We start from the raw sequence: 19,010 nt of genomic DNA on the forward strand, positions 1-19,010 counted from the left end.
TTAAATCCTCCTAACGAAACAAACTAATTTTTTATACACTAATGACATTTTCACCGGTTTCTGCTTCTCGTTTAAACAATCTAGCATATACACCATCTATTTCAAGTAAAGAATGATGTGTACCCTGCTCAACAACAACTCCATTTTCAAGTACCACAATTCGATCAGCAGTTAAAACCGTAGATAATCGATGTGAAATAACAATAACTGATTGTTTCGATTTTCTCCTTTGGATGGCATCATTTATTTGCAATTCAGTTATTGGATCAAGTGCTGAGCTTGCTTCATCTAATATTAAAATAGGTGAATTTTTGACTAAAGCTCTAGCCAATGAAAGTCTTTGCTTTTGACCACCTGAAAGAAGTGCCCCTCTTTCTCCAATTGACGAATTAAGACCATCTGGTAATGAATTTAAATAATCAGATAATCCACTATCCTTTAACGCTTGTATTAGTTCATCATCTGTCGCAGATTCATTCCCAATTCGAATATTATCAGCTAAACTTCCATTCCTTAATTGAACATCTTGAGATACAAATGAAATTGAATTTCTTATCCATTTAGCACTTGCTTTTTCAATTGGTAAGCCATCAATTTCAATTACACCTTGATTAAGTGGATAAAACCCGAGTAACAAATCAACAATTGTTGATTTACCAGCACCACTTGGACCTACTATCGCAACAGCTTCACCGGGTTTAACATTAAATGATAAACCATTTAAAACATAGTCTTCTTTATTGGGGTAGCTGAATTTAACTTCTTTAAATTCAATTAAACCATCAATTCGATCTAACATCTTTCCTTCTTGTACCTCGAATATGGATGCAGGTTCGGATAATAATTTTTCCGAGCGATCCAGTGCTGGACCTGTACGTCGAACAGATAACCAGTTTCGTAACATTCTTTGAATTTCATTTGCAGCAATTGTCACAAGTCCTCCTGCAGTTAACATCTGTCCAGTTGTTATCTGTTCATTCGAAATAAGTAGCACGCTAATGAAGTAGACTGATGCTAACGCAAAGCCATTGTAGCTTCCAATGACGACGATTGACTGCATTCTAGCTTTCAATTCTATAATTGATTCTTTTACGAATGACTTACGAATGTCTGCCACACTTTGAATCTCGTAATCTGTTGCACCAAGAATTCTAGATAGCTGAATACCTGTCACAGACTCACGTAATCTTTCTAAATATCTCGATGCCTCATTTCTTGCCCTGGCTGAGGCTTGCCTAGTTCGTGCACCAACTTTATTGGAAGTCCAATAAAATAATACTCCTAGTACAACACTAGTAATCATTAAATATGGATTGATCCAAAGTAAGACTATACTATAAATAAAAACTCCTTGGACTGAGGCCATAAAAGTTGACCCTTCCCATGCTAAAAAGTTATGAAGAGTATCTGGATCATCGGACACTCTAGCTAATAATTCACCAGATTTTGACTGGTGAAAATAAGAATAAGGAAGTACTTGCAAATGTGTAAAAAGACGTAGTTTTTGCCAATTTGTAACTGACTTTGCAACATGATGACAAAAATACTCATCAATTACCATTAAGATTAAATCGAGAATAGCTGCAAATACAAGTAACCACATCAATCCCCAAAGCAGTGTATTTTCATGATTTGGGAGGATATGATCAATTAGCCATCCCATGCCTAATGTCGGAATTAATGCCGCACATACTTGACTAAGAGCGATAACAAAAGAATCAGCAAAAACCCATTTTTTATGTGGTTTTAGGAAATTAATAACTCTTTTTCCATCGCCTATCTTTTTCGTATTTTTCTGCATCATACAGCACTCTCCTTATCTAACTCACTGTACTGTGCCATATATAATTGATAATACTGTCCTTTAAGTGAAAGTAATTCTTCATGAGTTCCTTGTTCGGCAATTTGACCACGATCTAATAAAAGAATACAATCTGCGTCTTTTACAGTAACGAGTCGATGTGCAATTGTAATTGTTGTCCTACCTGGTATCAGTTTTTCTAAAGATGATTGTACTTTTTCCTCTGTTTCACCATCCAAAGAAGAAGTGGCTTCATCAAAGATTAAAACAGGTGGATGACGTAGAATAGCTCTAGCCAAAGCAACACGTTGTCTTTGACCCCCAGATAACTTTAATCCTCGTTCTCCTACAATTGTTTCAAATCCTTCGTGTAATGACTCAATTAATTCGTATAAATCTGCGGCTTCTACAGCAAGATTTAATTCTTCCTCCGTTGCATCCGGTTTTGCATATAATAAATTTTGTCTTAACGTACTATTAAGAAGAAATGTTTCTTGAGATACAACACCGATATTTTGACGTAATGACTGGAAATCATGTTTCGATAAGTCCTTATCGTCTACAAAAATAGTACCTGATGATGGTTGATACAGACCAAGTATTAACTGGATTAACGTACTTTTTCCTCCTCCACTCGTACCCACAATTCCTATATGTTGGCCTGCTTTGATAGAGAATGAGACATCCTTTAGTACTTCTTCAGTCGAACCTGGGTATGTAAATCGAATATTTTTCACGTCAATATTTCCTTTTACATTTTCAAAGATTGGTAAAGTATCAGGCTGCTCTGATGGTAAATCAAAGTATTCATAGATTCGGTTAAGAGCAGGAATTGCTTGTTGAATTGTCAAAGCATTTTCTGCCAGGGAACGGACCGGCATAAACATAGTCGGAATAAATCCTAACACTGCAATTAATGTTCCAATTGAAATGTCCCCCTGCCAGACGGAGTAACCCCCTATTAACATAATGACTCCTGGAGCACCATTATTAAATACATTTCCCAATCTCCAATTAAATTTACCGAATAGCGCTAAACGTATGGCAAAACTTTTCCAAATAGAAAGTTTTTCTTCTAGTTTTCTATTTTCATTGTCTTGTGTTTGGAATGTACGGACAAGGCGAACAGATTCAATACTCTCTTGTGTATGATTATATAAATCTGCACTCATATCTCGAGCGATTGCTCCCATTTTTCGTACCTTCGTTCCAATCATAAATGATGGAATTAAATAGATTGCAAATACGATTAGCATGACAACTGCTGCCGGCCAATATAAAGGGAACACAGCTATAAATGCTGCAATCGCGGCAATTACTTGCTGAATGAAACGAGGAATAACTGTATTGTTTAAATTTTGCACTGACTCCACATCATGAGTTAAACGAAATAACATATCTCCACGAGGTGTCGTCGAAAAAAATGACATCGGTGCCTTTTGTAGCCTCTTAAACGCGCGTAATTGCATATCTGTAATGACATCCAGACCGATTTTCACTTGAATAAATTCTTGCATCGATTCAAATATTACCTTTATTAAAAATGCGACCATGATCCCAAGAATTAAATAAAGTAGAATGTTTGAATTTGCACTTCCTAATAATTCATCAACAACTTTCCCAGTTAAAATTGGTGGAATAATTGCAAATGCTCCAGCTATTAAAGAAAAAACAAATGCAAGGAGTAAAACTTTCCAATAAGGTTTAAAGTGATAAAGTGTTTCGATTAAGATTTTCATGTATTTCCCCCCTAACTTGTAACATTTTACATTATTTTCATACTATTTTCATTATTTAAAAATCATTTTTTCGAAATAAATGAAAGATAAAACGTTTTTAATAAACAATACATATTTTCTATTTATTTCTTACTCTTAACATCTTATATAAAAAAGCAATTTTTTTCTTCGATAAAAAGAATGAGTTTTCTTACACGCTTTGATGTAAAACAAACAAAAAAATCTACATCCAAAGTTGTAGATTTTTTTTCATACATTATTTATTTTCATCCAATTTTTCTTTTAAGTATTGTTCAGAAAATCCTTTTGGGATACTTAAACTAGTGAATTGTTCATTTTTCACTTGTTTACCAACATATACGATTTGACCAATATGATAACTGTAATGACTAATTTGTCTATTTATTGCTTTTAAAACAGTATGAGCTTCTCCTCGAATAGTGATCGTTTCTAACAAATCATTTACGGTCAAACTTTCAATAGTTGAAAATACAACTTGCCAACCTTTTTCCCAAGCAGCCAATAGTTCATCTTTTGAATCATATATTCCTTCAAATTCTTCATCTCGATTACGCCATGATTTTTCACCATCAGAAGTAAGGAAATCAGTCCACCTTGACAACATATTTCCGCTTAAATGCTTAACGATTAAGGCAACATTATTTGATTCACTAGATGGCTTCCAATGTAATTCATCATTGTTTAATTGCTCCATTGTCCGATCACCCAGTTTTTTTATCCCTCGGAATTCCCATAATACATTTTGAAGAAACAGTTTTTTAAAACTCATGATAAATTTCCTCCACTCTGAACCATGCAACTTAAATATATTTTATTGTATGAATAGTATAAAAATAACACTTACTTTTAATCAACTATTTTGATTCAAACTCGTTTCTTCCTATTAGTTCTCATCATACCATCATGATAATTTTTATAGAGTCAAAAAAAAAGATGACCAACGTCATCTTTTTTTGTTAAACTCCAACTGTCATCCAGCTAGCGTCCTGTGGGTTTTTTCTCCATGCAGTTAGTTTCGCTACATGCTCTTCTTCAATCGAACCTTGTTCTTTAGCTACTTCTACTAAAGTATCATAGTCTGTTAATGAGTAGTAAACTACATCACTTGCTTCGAATTTTTCTAAAGCAGCTGGTAGATTATATGTGAAGATTGAGACAACACCTACAACTTCACATCCAGCTTCTCGTAAAGCTTCTACACAAGTAATTACGCTACCACCTGTTGAGATTAAATCTTCTACAACGACTACTTTTTGTCCTTGTTTAATTGGACCTTCGATTTGATTCCCTTTTCCATGACCTTTTGCAGAGCTTCTTACATAGACCATTGGTAAATTCATTATGTCGCTTGTCCAAGCTGCATGTGGAATTCCTGCTGTAGCAGTACCGGCAATGACATCTACATTTTCGAATTTAGATTGAATTAATTCGACTAAACCAGAAGCGATATTTTTACGAATTTCTGGGTAACCAAGTGTTAGGCGATTATCACAATAGATTGGAGATCTTATCCCTGATGCCCACGTAAACGGATTTTCAGGCTGTAAGCTTACTGCCCCTATGCTTAATAAATCGGCTGCAAAGTTCTTCTTCATATTGTTACGCCCTCCCATTGAGAAATTATTTCTTCATATGCTTCTACTGGATTTTCACTTTTTGTAATACTACGACCTACTACAATATAGCTACTTCCTAATTGCTTCGCTTTTGCTGGAGTCGTTACACGTACTTGATCATCAACACTATTATCTGCTAGTCGTATACCTGGAGTTACTGTTAAGAACGTCTCACTTTCAACGGCATCTTGCACTATTCCTACATCTAAAGGTGAGCAGACAACACCATCTAACCCACTTTCATGCGTTAATAATGCATATAATTGAATTGAATTTTTTAATGACGAAATACCTTGTTCTGTTGCAACTTGTTCATCAGATGTACTCGTCAACTGAGTAACCGCGATTAATAATGGACGTTTTTTACCAAGTGGCGTCCCTTGTTCTAAACCCTCTAATGCAGCTTTCATCATTTTCGATCCACCAGCAGCATGAACGTTTACCATATCCACTTCTAGCTCAGCAATATTCTTCATTGCCTGTTTTACTGTATTTGGAATATCATGTAACTTTAAATCTAAGAAAATTTGATGCCCTAAAGCTTTCAATTCTCTTACAATTGTAGGACCTTCTTTATAAAAAAGCTCCATACCAACCTTTACATATAATGATTTTTGAAACTGTTTAACAAAATTCATTACTTCATCTTTTGATGAAAAATCAAGCGCGATAACCACTTGTGATGACATGTTGTTTCCAGCTCCTTCCAATACATTCTTCAATCGAATGATATCCGTATTTTTCTAACACTTCAGGTAATTGTTCGATGATTGTTGGGCAAACAAATGGATCTACAAAATTCGCAGTACCTACACCGATTGCACTTGCACCTGCAAGGAAAAATTCAAGAGCATCCTCAGCATTCATTACCCCACCCATTCCAATAATCGGAATGTTTACAACTTGACTAACGTCATGGATCATTCGAATGGCAACAGGTTTAATGGCAGGACCAGATAATCCACCAGTTTTATTTGCTAGTATTGGTTTACCTGTTCGTAAATCTAATCTCATTCCGAGTAATGTATTAATCATTGTTAGTCCGTCTGCACCAGCATTTTCTATTGCTTTTGCAATTTCAACAATATTTGTTACATTCGGTGAAAGTTTTACATATAAAGGAACTTCACTAACTTCCTTTACTTTTTTAGTCACTTCAGCAGCAGTAGTTGGGTCAGTTCCAAATGCGATTCCACCACATTTTACATTCGGACATGAGATATTTAATTCTAAAGCTTTTACATTACCAACTTTTGATATTTCCTTTGCGACTGTTACATAATCTTCAATCGTTGAACCAGCAATGTTTGCAATGATTGGTACATCATAATTAGAAAGCCATTTTAATTCTTCATTGATAACTTTTTCTAGACCCGGATTTTGAAGGCCAATCGCATTCAACATACCAGCTTGAGTTTCCGCGACACGAGGTGTCTCATTTCCGTATCTCGTTTCCACAGTAGTAGCCTTTATCATTATTGCGCCAAGTACACTTAAGTCATATAAATTAGCAAATTCTCTTCCAAATCCAAAGCACCCTGAAGCAGGCATTATGGGATTTTTCAAATCTAAGCCTGGCAGTTTTGTTTGTAATGACATCATAATACTACCTCCCCAGCTTGGAATACTGGACCATCACTACAAACTTTGCGATAAGATCCTTCTTCTGTATGACACACACATGCAAAGCATGCGCCAATACCACAGCCCATACGTTCCTCTAATGAAATATACCCTTCCTTTTGACCTTTATATTGGTCTTGTAATGCCTTTAACATCACTGTTGGGCCACACGCAAAATACTGATCAAATTGAAGTTCTTTCTCTCGAATCACATCTGTGACAAATCCTTTAGTTCCCATCGTTCCATCTACTGTCGCGATATAAGTTGGTCCTAATTCAGCAAACTCATTCTCATAAAACGCTACATTACTTGATGCAAAACCTAGAACATGTATCACGTTTATACCACGTGCTTTAAACTGTTTAGAAAGTTCGTACAATGGAGGTACACCGATTCCACCACCGACCAGTAACGCTGTTTCACCTTTTTGTAGTGTTTCTAAATCGTACCCTTGACCTAACGGACCTAACACATCAACCTGCTGTCCAATGCTTGCTTCTTTTAAAAGCTTTGTTCCTTCACCTTCTGCTCGGAAAATCATAGTGAACTCACTGTTCTCTTTGTCGACCCGACATATACTGATTGGTCTTCTTAATAGTGGTGTTAGTCCACCAGTCACTTTTATATGGACAAACTGCCCAGGAGATACAATCTCCTGAACAAGTTCACCTTTTAATGTCATTTCGACAATTTGATGTGCAATTTCTCGGTTTGAGACAATTGTCATGAGTTCTTTTTTTATCATACTAATACGCCAGCCTTTATTTCTTTGTTTGGTAGTGCATAAGTAGAGAATGTTAAGCTTTCAATAACTGACAGAATAGCATTTGCTGTATCCAGTGATGTTAAGCAAACCACACCATTTTCAACAGATTCACGACGAATTCTGAATCCATCTCTAGCTGGTTTTTTACCTTTTGTTAGCGTATTGATTACGAACTGAGCATCTCCTCGTTTAATCATATCTAACATATTGTCTTCGTGCTCATTGATTTTATTTACTGCTTTTACTGGTACCCCATGAGTTTCTAAATGAGTTTTCGTTCCTTCTGTTCCGAAGATTGTGAACCCAATTTCATGGAATCGACTTGCAATATTTACGACTTCTTCTTTATCTTTGTCCGCTACTGTAATAATCACTGATCCGTGTGTTGGGATTTGCATACCTGATGCTACTAATGCTTTGTATAATGCTTTTTCAAGACTTACATCTTTCCCCATTACTTCACCAGTTGATTTCATTTCAGGGCCTAAGGTTGTATCAACAGAGCGTAGTTTAGCGAATGAGAATACTGGTGCTTTAACATACACTTCTTTTCCTTCTGGATGATATCCTGTTTCGTATCCAAATGAAGCTAATGTTTGTCCAAGAATTACTTTTGTAGCAATATTTGCCATTGGTACGTTTGTAATTTTACTTAAGAACGGTACTGTACGACTCGATCTAGGGTTCACTTCTAGTACGAAAACTTCATCTTTATCTGTTACAACAAACTGGATGTTTAGTAATCCTTTAATATGCAAACCTTTTGCAAGTTTAATCGTGTAATCGATTATTTTTTGCTTAGCAACATCTGATACATTTTGAGTTGGGTAAACTGCGATTGAGTCACCTGAGTGAACCCCTGCACGCTCGATATGCTCCATAATTCCAGGAATGTATACATCGATTCCATCTGAGATGGCATCTACTTCTATTTCTTTTCCAGTTAAGTAACGATCGACTAATACTGGATGTTCTGGATTAATTTTCACTGCGTTTTCCATGTAGTGAAGAATTTCATCGCGATGGTAGACAATCTCCATCGCACGACCACCAAGTACATAGGATGGTCTCACAAGAACTGGATAACCGATTTCGTCTGCAATCGTAGCTGCTTCTTCCGCTGTCATTGCAGTTTTACCTAGTGGTTGTGGAACTCCTAATTTTTGAAGTGCTTCTTCAAACTTATCGCGATTTTCTGCACGATCTAAATCCTCAAGAGATGTTCCAAGAATCTTCACACCGCGTTCCACTAATTTATCAGCTAAGTTAATAGCCGTTTGACCACCGAATTGAACGACTACTCCCATCGGTTTTTCTAAATCAATGATATGCATTACATCTTCAATTGTTAGAGGCTCGAAGTAAAGTTTATCTGAAATACTGAAGTCAGTTGAAACTGTCTCTGGGTTATTGTTAATTATGATTGCTTCATATCCCGCTTCTTTAATTGCTCTTACACAATGTACTGTTGCATAATCGAATTCGACCCCTTGACCGATTCGAATTGGTCCTGACCCTAGTACAACAACACTTTTTTGACTTGTAACAATTGATTCGTTTTCTATTTCATACGTGCCGTAGAAGTATGGCGTTGTTGACTCAAACTCTGCTGAACAAGTATCAACCATTTTATAAACTGGTATAATCTGATTTTGTTTTCTGAACTCATAAATTTCTTTATTTGTCGCATTCCAGTTTGCTGCAAGATATTCATCGCTAAAGCCCATTTTCTTTGCCTTTAGTAAGATATCTAAGTCAAAATGATTTGCTTTGATTGTTTGTTCCATGTTTATGATATTTTGGATTTTGTGAAGGAAGAAGAAATCAATTTTCGTAATTGAATGAATTTCTTCTATCGTCATTCCATTTCTCATAGCTTCAGCAACAATGTATAATCTCTCATCATCTGCTTTTGCCATTCGTGCAATCATTTCTTCTTTTGAAAGTTCTTTTACTGTATTTAATTCGATATGATCGATGCCTAATTCTAGTGAGCGAACTGCTTTTAATAATGACTCTTCTAATGTACGACCGATTGCCATTACTTCTCCAGTTGCTTTCATTTGCGTTCCTAGTAGACGATTTGCTGTTTCGAACTTATCAAATGGCCAACGCGGGATTTTCGAAACAATATAGTCTAATGCAGGCTCAAAGCATGCATATGTTTTCTTTGTAACTGGGTTAATCATTTCATCTAACGTTAGTCCAACTGCAATTTTTGCCGCTAATTTTGCAATTGGGTAACCAGTTGCTTTAGAAGCTAGAGCACTTGAACGAGATACTCGTGGATTTACCTCGATTACGTAGTATTGGAAGCTATCAGGATCCAATGCAAGTTGAACGTTACATCCACCTTCGATACCAAGTGCACGAATGATTTTTAGTGAAACATTTCGTAGCATTTGATATTCACGATCACTTAATGTTTGAGAAGGAGCTACTACAATTGAATCTCCAGTATGTACTCCTACTGGGTCAATGTTTTCCATGTTACATACTACAATCGCATGGTCGTTTGCATCACGCATTACTTCATATTCTATTTCTTTAAATCCAGCGATGCTTTTTTCTAGTAAACATTGTGTAACTGGGCTGTTTTTTAATCCACTTGCAACAATTTCTTTCAATTCTTCTTCATCATGGCATATTCCGCCCCCAGTACCCCCTAAAGTAAATGCTGGTCGAACGATGACTGGATAGCCGATATGCTCAACAAAATCATAAGCCTCATCTAGTGAGTGTATAATTGTACTTTCTGGTACTGGTTCGTTTAAGTCATTCATTAGTGTTCTGAACAAGTCTCTGTCTTCTGCTCTATTAATCGCTTCAAGGCTAGTTCCTAATATTTTCACTCCGCAATCTTCTAACACACCAGATTTTGCTAGTTCTACAGCTAGATTTAGTCCTGTTTGACCACCTAAAGTTGGAAGAAGAGCATCTGGTCGTTCTTTACGAATGATTCGGCTGACAAAATCTACTGTTAGAGGTTCGATATATACTTTATCTGCAGTTTGAACATCAGTCATAATTGTTGCAGGGTTTGAGTTTACAAGGATTACTCTGTAACCTTCTTCTCTAAGTGCTTGACATGCTTGTGTACCTGCATAATCAAATTCAGCTGCTTGGCCGATTACAATTGGTCCTGATCCGATCACTAAGATGGTTTCGATGTCTACGCGTTTTGGCATTGTAAGTTCCCCTCTCTTTTATGAGCTTCCATCATGTTCATGAATTCATCAAATAAGTAATTCGCATCTTCTGGCCCCGGTGAGGCTTCAGGATGATACTGTACTGTGAATGCTGGGTATGATTTATGTTTAAGTCCTTCTACTGTTCCATCATTAAGTGCTACGTGAGTAACTTCTATGTCTGTTCCTTTAATTGAATCCATCTCTACCGCATAACCATGGTTTTGAGAAGTAATTGCTACTTTACCAGTTTCTAAATGTTTTACTGGATGATTTGCTCCACGATGTCCGAATTTTAATTTTGAAGTATTTCCTCCATTTGCAAGTGCAAATAACTGATGTCCTAAGCAGATACCGAATAATGGTACTTTCCCTACTACTTCTTTAATCATTTCAATTGCTACTTGAACATCTTTTGGATCTCCAGGTCCGTTACTTAACATAATCCCATCTGGCGCTAAAAGGAAAATTTCTTTTGCTGAAATATTATATGGTACAACCGTTACATCACATTTGCGATTTGTTAATTCTCTTAATATGCCATGTTTCATACCGAAGTCTACTAATACTACACGATTTCCTCTACCTGGACTTCTATATGGTTTTTGTGTTGAAACCCTCTCAACATGATTTGTAAAGAATGGTGTGCTTGTTAATTCTGCTACCACTTCGTCTACATTTGCTTCCATACTGCAGAATTTACCTTTCATTGTTCCAACTTCACGTAATTTTCTAGTTAACATACGTGTGTCGATTCCTGCTAATCCAGGAATTCCTTTATCCTTGCAATATTGATCCAAGCTCATTTTATTTCGGAAGTTTGATGGATGCTCAGCATATTCCTTTACAATTAAGCCATGTACGGCTGGTACAATGCTTTCGAAATCCTCTAAGTTAATCCCGTAATTCCCTACTAAAGGGTAAGTGAAAGTTACGATTTGTCCACAGTAAGATGGGTCAGTTAATACTTCTTGATATCCTGTCATTCCTGTTGTAAATACGATTTCTCCTGTTGTTTCAACTTCGCTACCAAAACCTTCTCCTACGAATACTGTTCCGTCTTCTAATATTAATTGACGCATCATACTGTTACTTCCTCTCTTTCGTATACTAGTTTGCCATTTACCATTGTCATTACAGGCCAACCTTTACATTCCCACCCATTAAATGGTGTGTTTTTACCTTTTGAAAGAAAATTCGTTGAATCAATCTCTTCTTCCAGCTCTAAGTCAATTACGGTTAAATCTGCTACCACTCCAACTTCGATTTTTCCTCTGTTAAGTTTAAAAACTTCAGCCGGCTTTGTAGTCATAAAGTCTAACAATTGTTTTAAAGTCATTTTCCCTGTTTGCACAAAGTGAGTATTCAATAATGGAAAGGCTGTTTCTAGTCCAACAATTCCGAATGGTGCAAGCTGCATACCTTGTGCTTTTTCTTCTTCTGTATGTGGGGCATGATCTGTAGCAATCATATCGATTGTTCCATCTAAAAGTCCTTCAATTAGTGCTACTCTATCAATTTCACTTCTTAAAGGAGGATTCATCTTAAAGTTTGTATCCAGTCCTGGAATATCATCTTCACATAGAATTAGATGATGTGGTGAAACTTCTGCTGTTACATTGATTCCAGCACGCTTAGCATCTCGAACCACTCGTACAGACTCTTTTGTACTGATGTGGCAGACATGATAGTGACACCCAGTTGCTTCTGCTAATAAAACGTCTCTAGCAATTTGAACACTTTCACAGATCGATGGAATTCCGTTTAGTCCATTCTCTTTCGAAAATTTACCTTCATGTACACACCCTTTTTGAATTAACGTATTTTCTTCGCAATGTGCTACGATTGATACATTTAACTCAGCAGCTTTTTGCATTGCTTTATACATCATTTCTGCAGATTGTACGCCAACTCCATCATCGGTAAAGGCGAATGCACCATTTTCTTTTAATCCTTCAAAATCCGTTTGCTCTTCACCTGCTTGGCGAATTGTTATTGAAGCATATGGGAGTACATTTACTAGGGCTGTTTCTTCTATTTTTTGATTTAGAGCTTTTAAATGTTCAACTGTATCTGGTACTGGACGAGTATTTGGCATTGAAGCGATTGTTGTAAAACCACCTCTTGCTGCCGCATTTGTACCTGTTTTAATTGTTTCTTTATGTTCCCCACCTGGTTCACGCAGATGAACATGTACATCTATAAATCCTGGTGAAAGTAATTTTCCATTTAAATCTACTTGTGTAGCTTCATCATCAATGACTGTCTCAGCAATAACTGATATCTTCCCATTTACGACTAACACGTCTCGCTTTAAAAAATCACCATTTTCTTGTAAGATGACACCATTTTTAAACAAGTACTTCATTTTTCATCTCTCCCCATACAGTTGGTAAGGCTCTTTTTAGTACAGCCATTCTTACATATACACCATTTTCCATTTGTTTAAATATTCTTGAGCGCTCACATTCTACAAGCTCACTTGCTATTTCCACATCACGATTAAATGGCGCAGGGTGCATAATAATACTATTTGATTTCATTTTTGATTCTCTCTCGATCGTTAACCCATGTTTTTGCAAATAATTTTCCATGATATGATTTGTCTCTGAATCATGACGTTCATGTTGAACTCTTAACAGCATCATCACATCAACTTCTTTTACTAACTCATCTAAGTCTTTATAAATTCCATGTGGATTTTTTTCATCTTTCCATTCATCAGGGCTTGAGAAGAATACTTCAGCTCCTAATCGTGTTAGTGCTTCAGCGTTTGATCTGGCAACTCGAGAATGTCTTAAATCACCTACGATTGCTATCTTTAGACCATTGAAACTACCAAATTCCTGCTGGATTGTTAACAGATCGAGTAAGCATTGTGTTGGGTGATTACCGCATCCGTCTCCCGCATTTAAAATTGGCATTCCAGCGTCTTCTATTTCTTGAAAATATTCATCCTCTGTATGACGGATGACGACCGCTTCTACTCCGATTGCTTTTAATGTTTTCACAGTGTCATACAATGTTTCACCTTTTTGAATACTTGAACTTTCAACAGCTAAATTGATTACGTCTAATCCAAGTTTTTTCTGTGCTACCTCGAAGCTAAAGCGAGTTCTCGTACTATTTTCAAAAAACAAGTTTGCAACAAATGTCTGACGTTCTAAGTTAGTTTTTTCACCATTTGCAAAGTTTTGTGCTACTTTAAGCAAATCTTGTATTTCTTCTATAGTTAAGTCAGACATTTTAAGTAAATGATTCATTCGTCTTCCCCCTCTTGAATTTAAATGAATATCATCTGGTATTTAATGTTCATACATTTAATCTTTTGTTTAAAATGCTTTTTCATTCTTCATATCAATATTTCGATCTCCACCAATTTTTTCAGGGAGTACTAAATTTAGTAATACTCCTATTAATGCTGCTAATGCCATTCCTTCAAGAGTAAATACATCCCCTACATGAATTGCTGCTCCACCAATTCCTAGTACTAAGATGACAGAAGCGATAACTAAGTTACGTTGTTTACTAAAATCGACTTTATTTTCAACTAGAACTCTTAATCCACTTGAAGCGATGATTCCAAATAGTAGAATCGATATACCACCCATGACTGGTGTTGGGATTGAGCTAATAATGGCTGAAATCTTTCCTATGAATCCGAACATCATTGCGAAGATTGCTGCACCGATGAAAAGGTAAACACTGTACGCTCTAGTGATTGCTAATACGCCGATGTTTTCTCCGTAAGTTGTCGTTGTTGGACCACCGATTAAACCAGCGATCATTGTTGAAACTGCGTCTCCAAATAATGAACGGTCTAACCCTGGATCCTTAATTAAATCTTTATCGACTACGTTTCCAAGTACAACTTGATGACCGATATGTTCTGAAATTGTTACGATTGCGACTGGTATAAAAATAAGTAGTAATTGTACTGTAATTTCTGGTGTGTAATCTATAAACGGTACTGAGAAATCCGGTACTGCTAACCATTTCGCTTCAGCGATTTTCGTGAAATCTACAATTCCAAAACAAATCGATGTGATGTAGCCACCTATAATTCCTACTAAGATTGGTATGACTGATAAAAACCCTCTTGTAAATAACGCTGTTACAATTGTTATGGCTAAAGTGATTAAAGCGATTGTTATTGACGTTGAACTGTATTTTGCGTCTGGACCATTCATTGCCATGCCAACCGCTACTGATGATAAGCCTAATCCGATTACAATGATGACCGGACCAACTACGATCGGAGGTAATACTTTAAATAACCATTTAACGCCAACTTTGTTAATTATCAATGCGATCACCGCATATACAATCCCTGTGATGAATACCCCTACAAATGCTGCTCCAGTACCAAGATTCTTTATTGCGAAACTCATCGGTGCAATGAAAGCGAATGATGACCCTAGGTATGATGGTACCTTTCCTCTCGTAATTACGATGAAGACGATTGTTCCAATTCCGCTTGAGATTAATGCGATTGAAGGTGAAATTCCGATTAAGATTGGTGCTAATACTGTTGCGCCGAACATCGCAAATAAGTGTTGAATACTTAAGAAAAACCATTGACTTAGGTTAGGTTTTTCATTTATCTCTAATACCGGTTTTTGTTTTATCATTTCAATTCCCCCATTTTTCCCCAATAAAAAAACTCTTTGCGTTATACACAAAGAGTCCAATACGTTGCTAAGAAGGCAGCAACTAACTAGACCCTTTGGCGGCCTCTCTGGACCACATTAAAAGGGACTTTAATTTTCGAATATACTTACTTTATCATGATCATCTGTTTCTTTTAACGCTACGACTACTTTTTCGTCACTTGAAGTCGGTATGTTTTTACCAACATAGTCTGCACGAATTGGGAGTTCACGATGTCCACGATCGATTAATACAGCTAATTGAATTTGTGCTGGTCTACCTAAGTCCATAACAGCGTCCATTGCGGCACGTACTGTTCTACCTGTGTATAACACATCATCAACTAATATTACTTTTTTATTTGTTAAGTCAACAGGAACATTTGAACCTTTTACTAATGGTTCTTTATTTTCTGTCTTAGTTGTTAAATCATCACGATATAATGTGATATCTAAATCACCCATGATGACTTCTTTACCTTCGATTTGCTTAATTCGATCTGCAATTCGTTTTGCTAAATAAACGCCTCTAGTTTTAATTCCAACTAGAACTACATCTTGAATTCCTTTGTTGTTTTCTAGCATTTCATGAGCAATACGTGTTAATCCTCTTCTAATTGCAAGTTCGTCTAAGATGATTGCTTTTTCGTTCATTCGATACCCCTCCTACTCATATTTTGTAGAAGCAAAAAACCCTCTTGCCCGATGGACAAGAGGGTAGCACAAAAGGATACAATTATCCCTTTTATATTCCGCTTCCTTCTCAACCTCACGGGGTTGTGTTAAAGGTTCATTCAACTGTTTTCAGTATGACTCATACTGCTTTTATTGTCAACAGTTATCTTCTTAAATGTTCTATTACATCTTCCATTACTTTTGGAATTGGAGAACTGAATTCTATATACTCGTTTGTTTTTGGATGATTAAATCCTAAAACAGCTGCATGAAGCGCTTGTCCACCAATCTCTAATGTTTTTCGAGGACCATACTTTGGATCTCCTGCTAATGGGAAACCTATATATTTCATATGAACACGAATTTGATGCGTACGACCTGTTTCAAGTTGACATTCAACCAAAGTAAATTCTTCAAAGCGTTCAAGCACTCTAAAATGAGTTACCGCTTCTTTACTATTTTCATCCGTTACTGTCATACTTTGACGATCATTTTTGTCTCTTCCAATTGGTGCATCAATTGTGCCTTCTTCATGAGCAATTACACCGTGAACAATTGCAATATATTTACGTACAGTCGTTTTTTCACGTAACTGTTCTGCAAGCTTCTCGTGTGCTACATCATTCTTGGCAACCATCAATAAACCAGATGTATCCTTGTCAATTCGGTGAACAATTCCTGGTCTTAATATACCATTTATGCCTGATAAGTCTTTACAATGATACATTAACGCATTAACTAAAGTACCAGTTTCATGTCCTAATGCTGGATGAACAACCATTCCACGTGGTTTATTAACTACGATTACATCCGAATCTTCATAATAAATTTCTAAAGGAATGTTTTCAGCAATAATTTCTAATGGCTTTGGCTCAGGAACTGAAACAGATATTTCTTCACCTTGTTTTACTTTATAATTACGTTTTACTTTTTCACCATTCACTAATACTAAATCTTCTTTTAACCAAATTTGAACTTGTGAACGAGACCACTCATCATTTTGAGCAGTTATAAACGTATCAATTCTTTCTAAATGTTGTTCCTCTTGTACTGTAAATGCAAAAACTGTCATTGCTTAACTCCTCTTTTATCTTCCAATAAAGTAATTATAAATAATAAGATGACCCCTACACATAGAGCTGAATCAGCAATATTAAACACAGGAAAATCATAATTAAATATATAAACATGAATAAAATCTACAACTTCTTTTCTAAAGAAGCGATCGATAAAGTTTCCAATTGCCCCACCTAATACAAGACCTAATGATAAAGACATTAAACGATCCTGTTTAGCATGTTTTTGAATAAAGTAAATAACTGCAACTACAAAGACTAATGTAATCAAATAAAAGAATCCCATTTTGCCTTGAAGCATTCCCCATGCTGCGCCTCTATTACGGTGTGATGTTATGTAAAAAATATTTTTTATAATTTCAATATTTTCACCTAAATACATCTTTTTTAAAACTGCCAGTTTTGTCAGTTGATCAATTAAAATGACAATCACCGCAATTATATATGCCATATTTATCCCCTACCTTTTAGATATCTCATAAAATTTTAGCATAGGGGAAACTTTAATACAATGAATACTAAATCAATAATGATTCCGTACAAAACTAAAGTCGTCAATTGTACGCCCCATTGGAAGTACTTTCAGTTTCTCAATCGGAATTGGTTCCCCGGTTTTTTCACAATAACCGAATAATCCATTATCTATTTTTTGTATCGCTAAATCGATATCATATAAATCATTTTTCATATCATCAACAAGAGTTTGATGTTTCATCGTGTCTTCGAATAGTGAAAAGTGATTAACGACTACTGTATCTCTTATTGGTTCCGTAAATAAACGATGTAGCAATTCATTCTTAATCATTTCGAGCTCTTGCCTAATATGGTAAATTTCATTGCTCATCTTGTTCACTCCCAATTATTAATGTAACAATAATTTTCCCATAAGTGACTTTGATAACAGGTGAAACTTTTTCCTATTTAGGAAATACAATTAGAAATTACCAGTAATAGAAGCATTAAGAAAGAGCTATTTTAGTTAAAATCGCTACATTACACACTTGGGTATTTCATCTCTGATAGTAACTGTTTTTTTATCGGTATGTATATGTGCTTCCACGATACATTTTCATCTACTGAATTTTTTTGTTTCACTACTTCCTTTAATGTCTTGCACCCTTCACGTCAATCAAAACAATTCTTTTTGTTTAATATTTAAAATAAACATTAACAGATCGTTAAATAAAAGTATTTTCGAAATGCTCATTAGAAAAGTTTACTATCCTTACAAAAGAAAAACTCGGAAGGAACTCCGAGCATAAAATACTATTTTTATCTGGTTAAACTCATGCAAAAATTATTGGTTTAATGATCATAAAAATAAATAAAGTAACACCCAATACAGATGCAAAATAAAAACGAGTATTTACTTGTTTCTGTGCGACAAGAATTTCTAAATCCAACATTACTTCCTCATTGTTTTTCTCATCATTTAGCCAATTTGCTATAATTTTTTGTTTAGGAGTAATGAATCCAATTACAATGATTTGTATCAATATGTATAAAACTAAAGAACCAATTAACCATAGTTGGGTAAAAGAACCATAATTCCCGATTAAATATAAGACAAGTCCACTTAATACCGCAATGGTTCCACCAATTTTCGGAAATAATTCTAGATACTTAAAAAAACGATAACTAGCCCGTAATTCTTCCACTGTTTGACTTGGTCTTGTTAAAACGTGACCAAAAAAAGTAGGACCAACTCCAATAATAGCTGATAATACATGAATAAGAATTAATAATTCCATCTACCCAACCCCTTTCATCCAACAGTTAAAATATATGAAAAAAACATAAAAAATAGAGCCGAAAGTTTTATTCTTTCGACTCTTTTTTTAGTTGGAAAGCATTA

Annotated in this window: 17 protein-coding genes; all 17 read right to left on the reverse strand. The window is 35.6% G+C overall.

Features of this window, described 5'->3' with window-relative positions; translation table 11 throughout:
- Nucleotides 1–31: 31 nt before the first annotated feature.
- The 17 genes from B7R65_RS16115 to B7R65_RS16195 all read right to left on the reverse strand — a co-directional run bounded on the left by B7R65_RS16115 (nucleotide 32) and on the right by B7R65_RS16195 (nucleotide 18,906).
- Nucleotides 32–1,804 carry an ABC transporter ATP-binding protein gene (locus B7R65_RS16115; RefSeq protein WP_088043865.1) on the reverse strand — a complete coding sequence of 591 codons (1,773 nt, stop codon included), beginning with the start codon at nucleotides 1,802–1,804 and terminating at the stop codon, nucleotides 32–34.
- Complete coding sequence (locus B7R65_RS16120) at nucleotides 1,801–3,540, reverse strand: ABC transporter ATP-binding protein (RefSeq protein ID WP_088043866.1); 1,740 nt, start codon at nucleotides 3,538–3,540, stop codon at nucleotides 1,801–1,803. Before B7R65_RS16120 ends, B7R65_RS16115 begins: the two co-directional genes overlap by 4 nt.
- A gap of 256 nt (nucleotides 3,541–3,796) precedes the next feature.
- Complete coding sequence (locus tag B7R65_RS16125) at nucleotides 3,797–4,330, reverse strand: DUF1572 family protein (RefSeq protein ID WP_088043867.1); 534 nt, start codon at nucleotides 4,328–4,330, stop codon at nucleotides 3,797–3,799.
- A gap of 187 nt (nucleotides 4,331–4,517) precedes the next feature.
- The gene (pyrE, locus tag B7R65_RS16130) at nucleotides 4,518–5,156 is read right to left on the reverse strand and encodes an orotate phosphoribosyltransferase (protein WP_088043868.1); all 639 of its coding nucleotides are present in this window, start codon (nucleotides 5,154–5,156) and stop codon (nucleotides 4,518–4,520) included.
- Complete coding sequence (pyrF, locus tag B7R65_RS16135) at nucleotides 5,153–5,866, reverse strand: orotidine-5'-phosphate decarboxylase (protein ID WP_088043869.1); 714 nt, start codon at nucleotides 5,864–5,866, stop codon at nucleotides 5,153–5,155. The genes pyrE and pyrF overlap by 4 nt, the downstream gene beginning before the upstream one ends.
- Nucleotides 5,838–6,779, reverse strand: coding sequence for a dihydroorotate dehydrogenase (locus tag B7R65_RS16140; protein WP_088043870.1), 942 nt, complete (start codon nucleotides 6,777–6,779; stop codon nucleotides 5,838–5,840). Before B7R65_RS16140 ends, pyrF begins: the two co-directional genes overlap by 29 nt.
- Nucleotides 6,776–7,546, reverse strand: coding sequence for a dihydroorotate dehydrogenase electron transfer subunit (locus tag B7R65_RS16145; protein WP_088043871.1), 771 nt, complete (start codon nucleotides 7,544–7,546; stop codon nucleotides 6,776–6,778). Before B7R65_RS16145 ends, B7R65_RS16140 begins: the two co-directional genes overlap by 4 nt.
- The gene (gene carB / locus B7R65_RS16150) at nucleotides 7,543–10,755 is read right to left on the reverse strand and encodes a carbamoyl-phosphate synthase large subunit (protein ID WP_088043872.1); all 3,213 of its coding nucleotides are present in this window, start codon (nucleotides 10,753–10,755) and stop codon (nucleotides 7,543–7,545) included. Before carB ends, B7R65_RS16145 begins: the two co-directional genes overlap by 4 nt.
- A complete protein-coding gene (locus tag B7R65_RS16155; protein ID WP_088043873.1) occupies nucleotides 10,740–11,840 on the reverse strand; it encodes a carbamoyl phosphate synthase small subunit in 1,101 nt (366 codons plus the stop codon). The genes carB and B7R65_RS16155 overlap by 16 nt, the downstream gene beginning before the upstream one ends.
- The gene (locus B7R65_RS16160) at nucleotides 11,837–13,123 is read right to left on the reverse strand and encodes a dihydroorotase (protein ID WP_088043874.1); all 1,287 of its coding nucleotides are present in this window, start codon (nucleotides 13,121–13,123) and stop codon (nucleotides 11,837–11,839) included. Before B7R65_RS16160 ends, B7R65_RS16155 begins: the two co-directional genes overlap by 4 nt.
- The gene (locus B7R65_RS16165) at nucleotides 13,107–14,018 is read right to left on the reverse strand and encodes an aspartate carbamoyltransferase catalytic subunit (protein WP_088043875.1); all 912 of its coding nucleotides are present in this window, start codon (nucleotides 14,016–14,018) and stop codon (nucleotides 13,107–13,109) included. Before B7R65_RS16165 ends, B7R65_RS16160 begins: the two co-directional genes overlap by 17 nt.
- A gap of 69 nt (nucleotides 14,019–14,087) precedes the next feature.
- Nucleotides 14,088–15,383 (reverse strand): uracil permease, encoded by a 1,296-nt coding sequence (uraA, locus tag B7R65_RS16170; RefSeq protein WP_179194908.1) that lies wholly within the window; start codon nucleotides 15,381–15,383, stop codon nucleotides 14,088–14,090.
- Nucleotides 15,384–15,515: 132 nt separating this feature from the next.
- Nucleotides 15,516–16,058 carry a bifunctional pyr operon transcriptional regulator/uracil phosphoribosyltransferase PyrR gene (pyrR, locus tag B7R65_RS16175; protein WP_088043877.1) on the reverse strand — a complete coding sequence of 181 codons (543 nt, stop codon included), beginning with the start codon at nucleotides 16,056–16,058 and terminating at the stop codon, nucleotides 15,516–15,518.
- Nucleotides 16,059–16,242: 184 nt separating this feature from the next.
- Nucleotides 16,243–17,151, reverse strand: coding sequence for an RluA family pseudouridine synthase (locus B7R65_RS16180; protein WP_088043878.1), 909 nt, complete (start codon nucleotides 17,149–17,151; stop codon nucleotides 16,243–16,245).
- Nucleotides 17,148–17,606: a signal peptidase II gene (gene lspA, locus B7R65_RS16185; protein ID WP_088043879.1), complete on the reverse strand. Its 459-nt coding sequence runs from the start codon at nucleotides 17,604–17,606 to the stop codon at nucleotides 17,148–17,150. Before lspA ends, B7R65_RS16180 begins: the two co-directional genes overlap by 4 nt.
- 72 nt (nucleotides 17,607–17,678) lie before the next feature.
- Entirely contained in the window at nucleotides 17,679–17,999 is a 321-nt protein-coding gene (locus B7R65_RS16190; RefSeq protein ID WP_088043880.1) for a TraR/DksA family transcriptional regulator, read from the reverse strand.
- A 442-nt stretch (nucleotides 18,000–18,441) separates the two neighbouring features.
- Complete coding sequence (locus tag B7R65_RS16195) at nucleotides 18,442–18,906, reverse strand: DUF2269 family protein (RefSeq protein WP_088043881.1); 465 nt, start codon at nucleotides 18,904–18,906, stop codon at nucleotides 18,442–18,444.
- Nucleotides 18,907–19,010 lie beyond the last annotated feature (104 nt).

This window comes from Bacillus sp. EAC (assembly GCF_002156875.1).
GTDB lineage: Bacteria > Bacillota > Bacilli > Bacillales > Bacillaceae_G > Gottfriedia.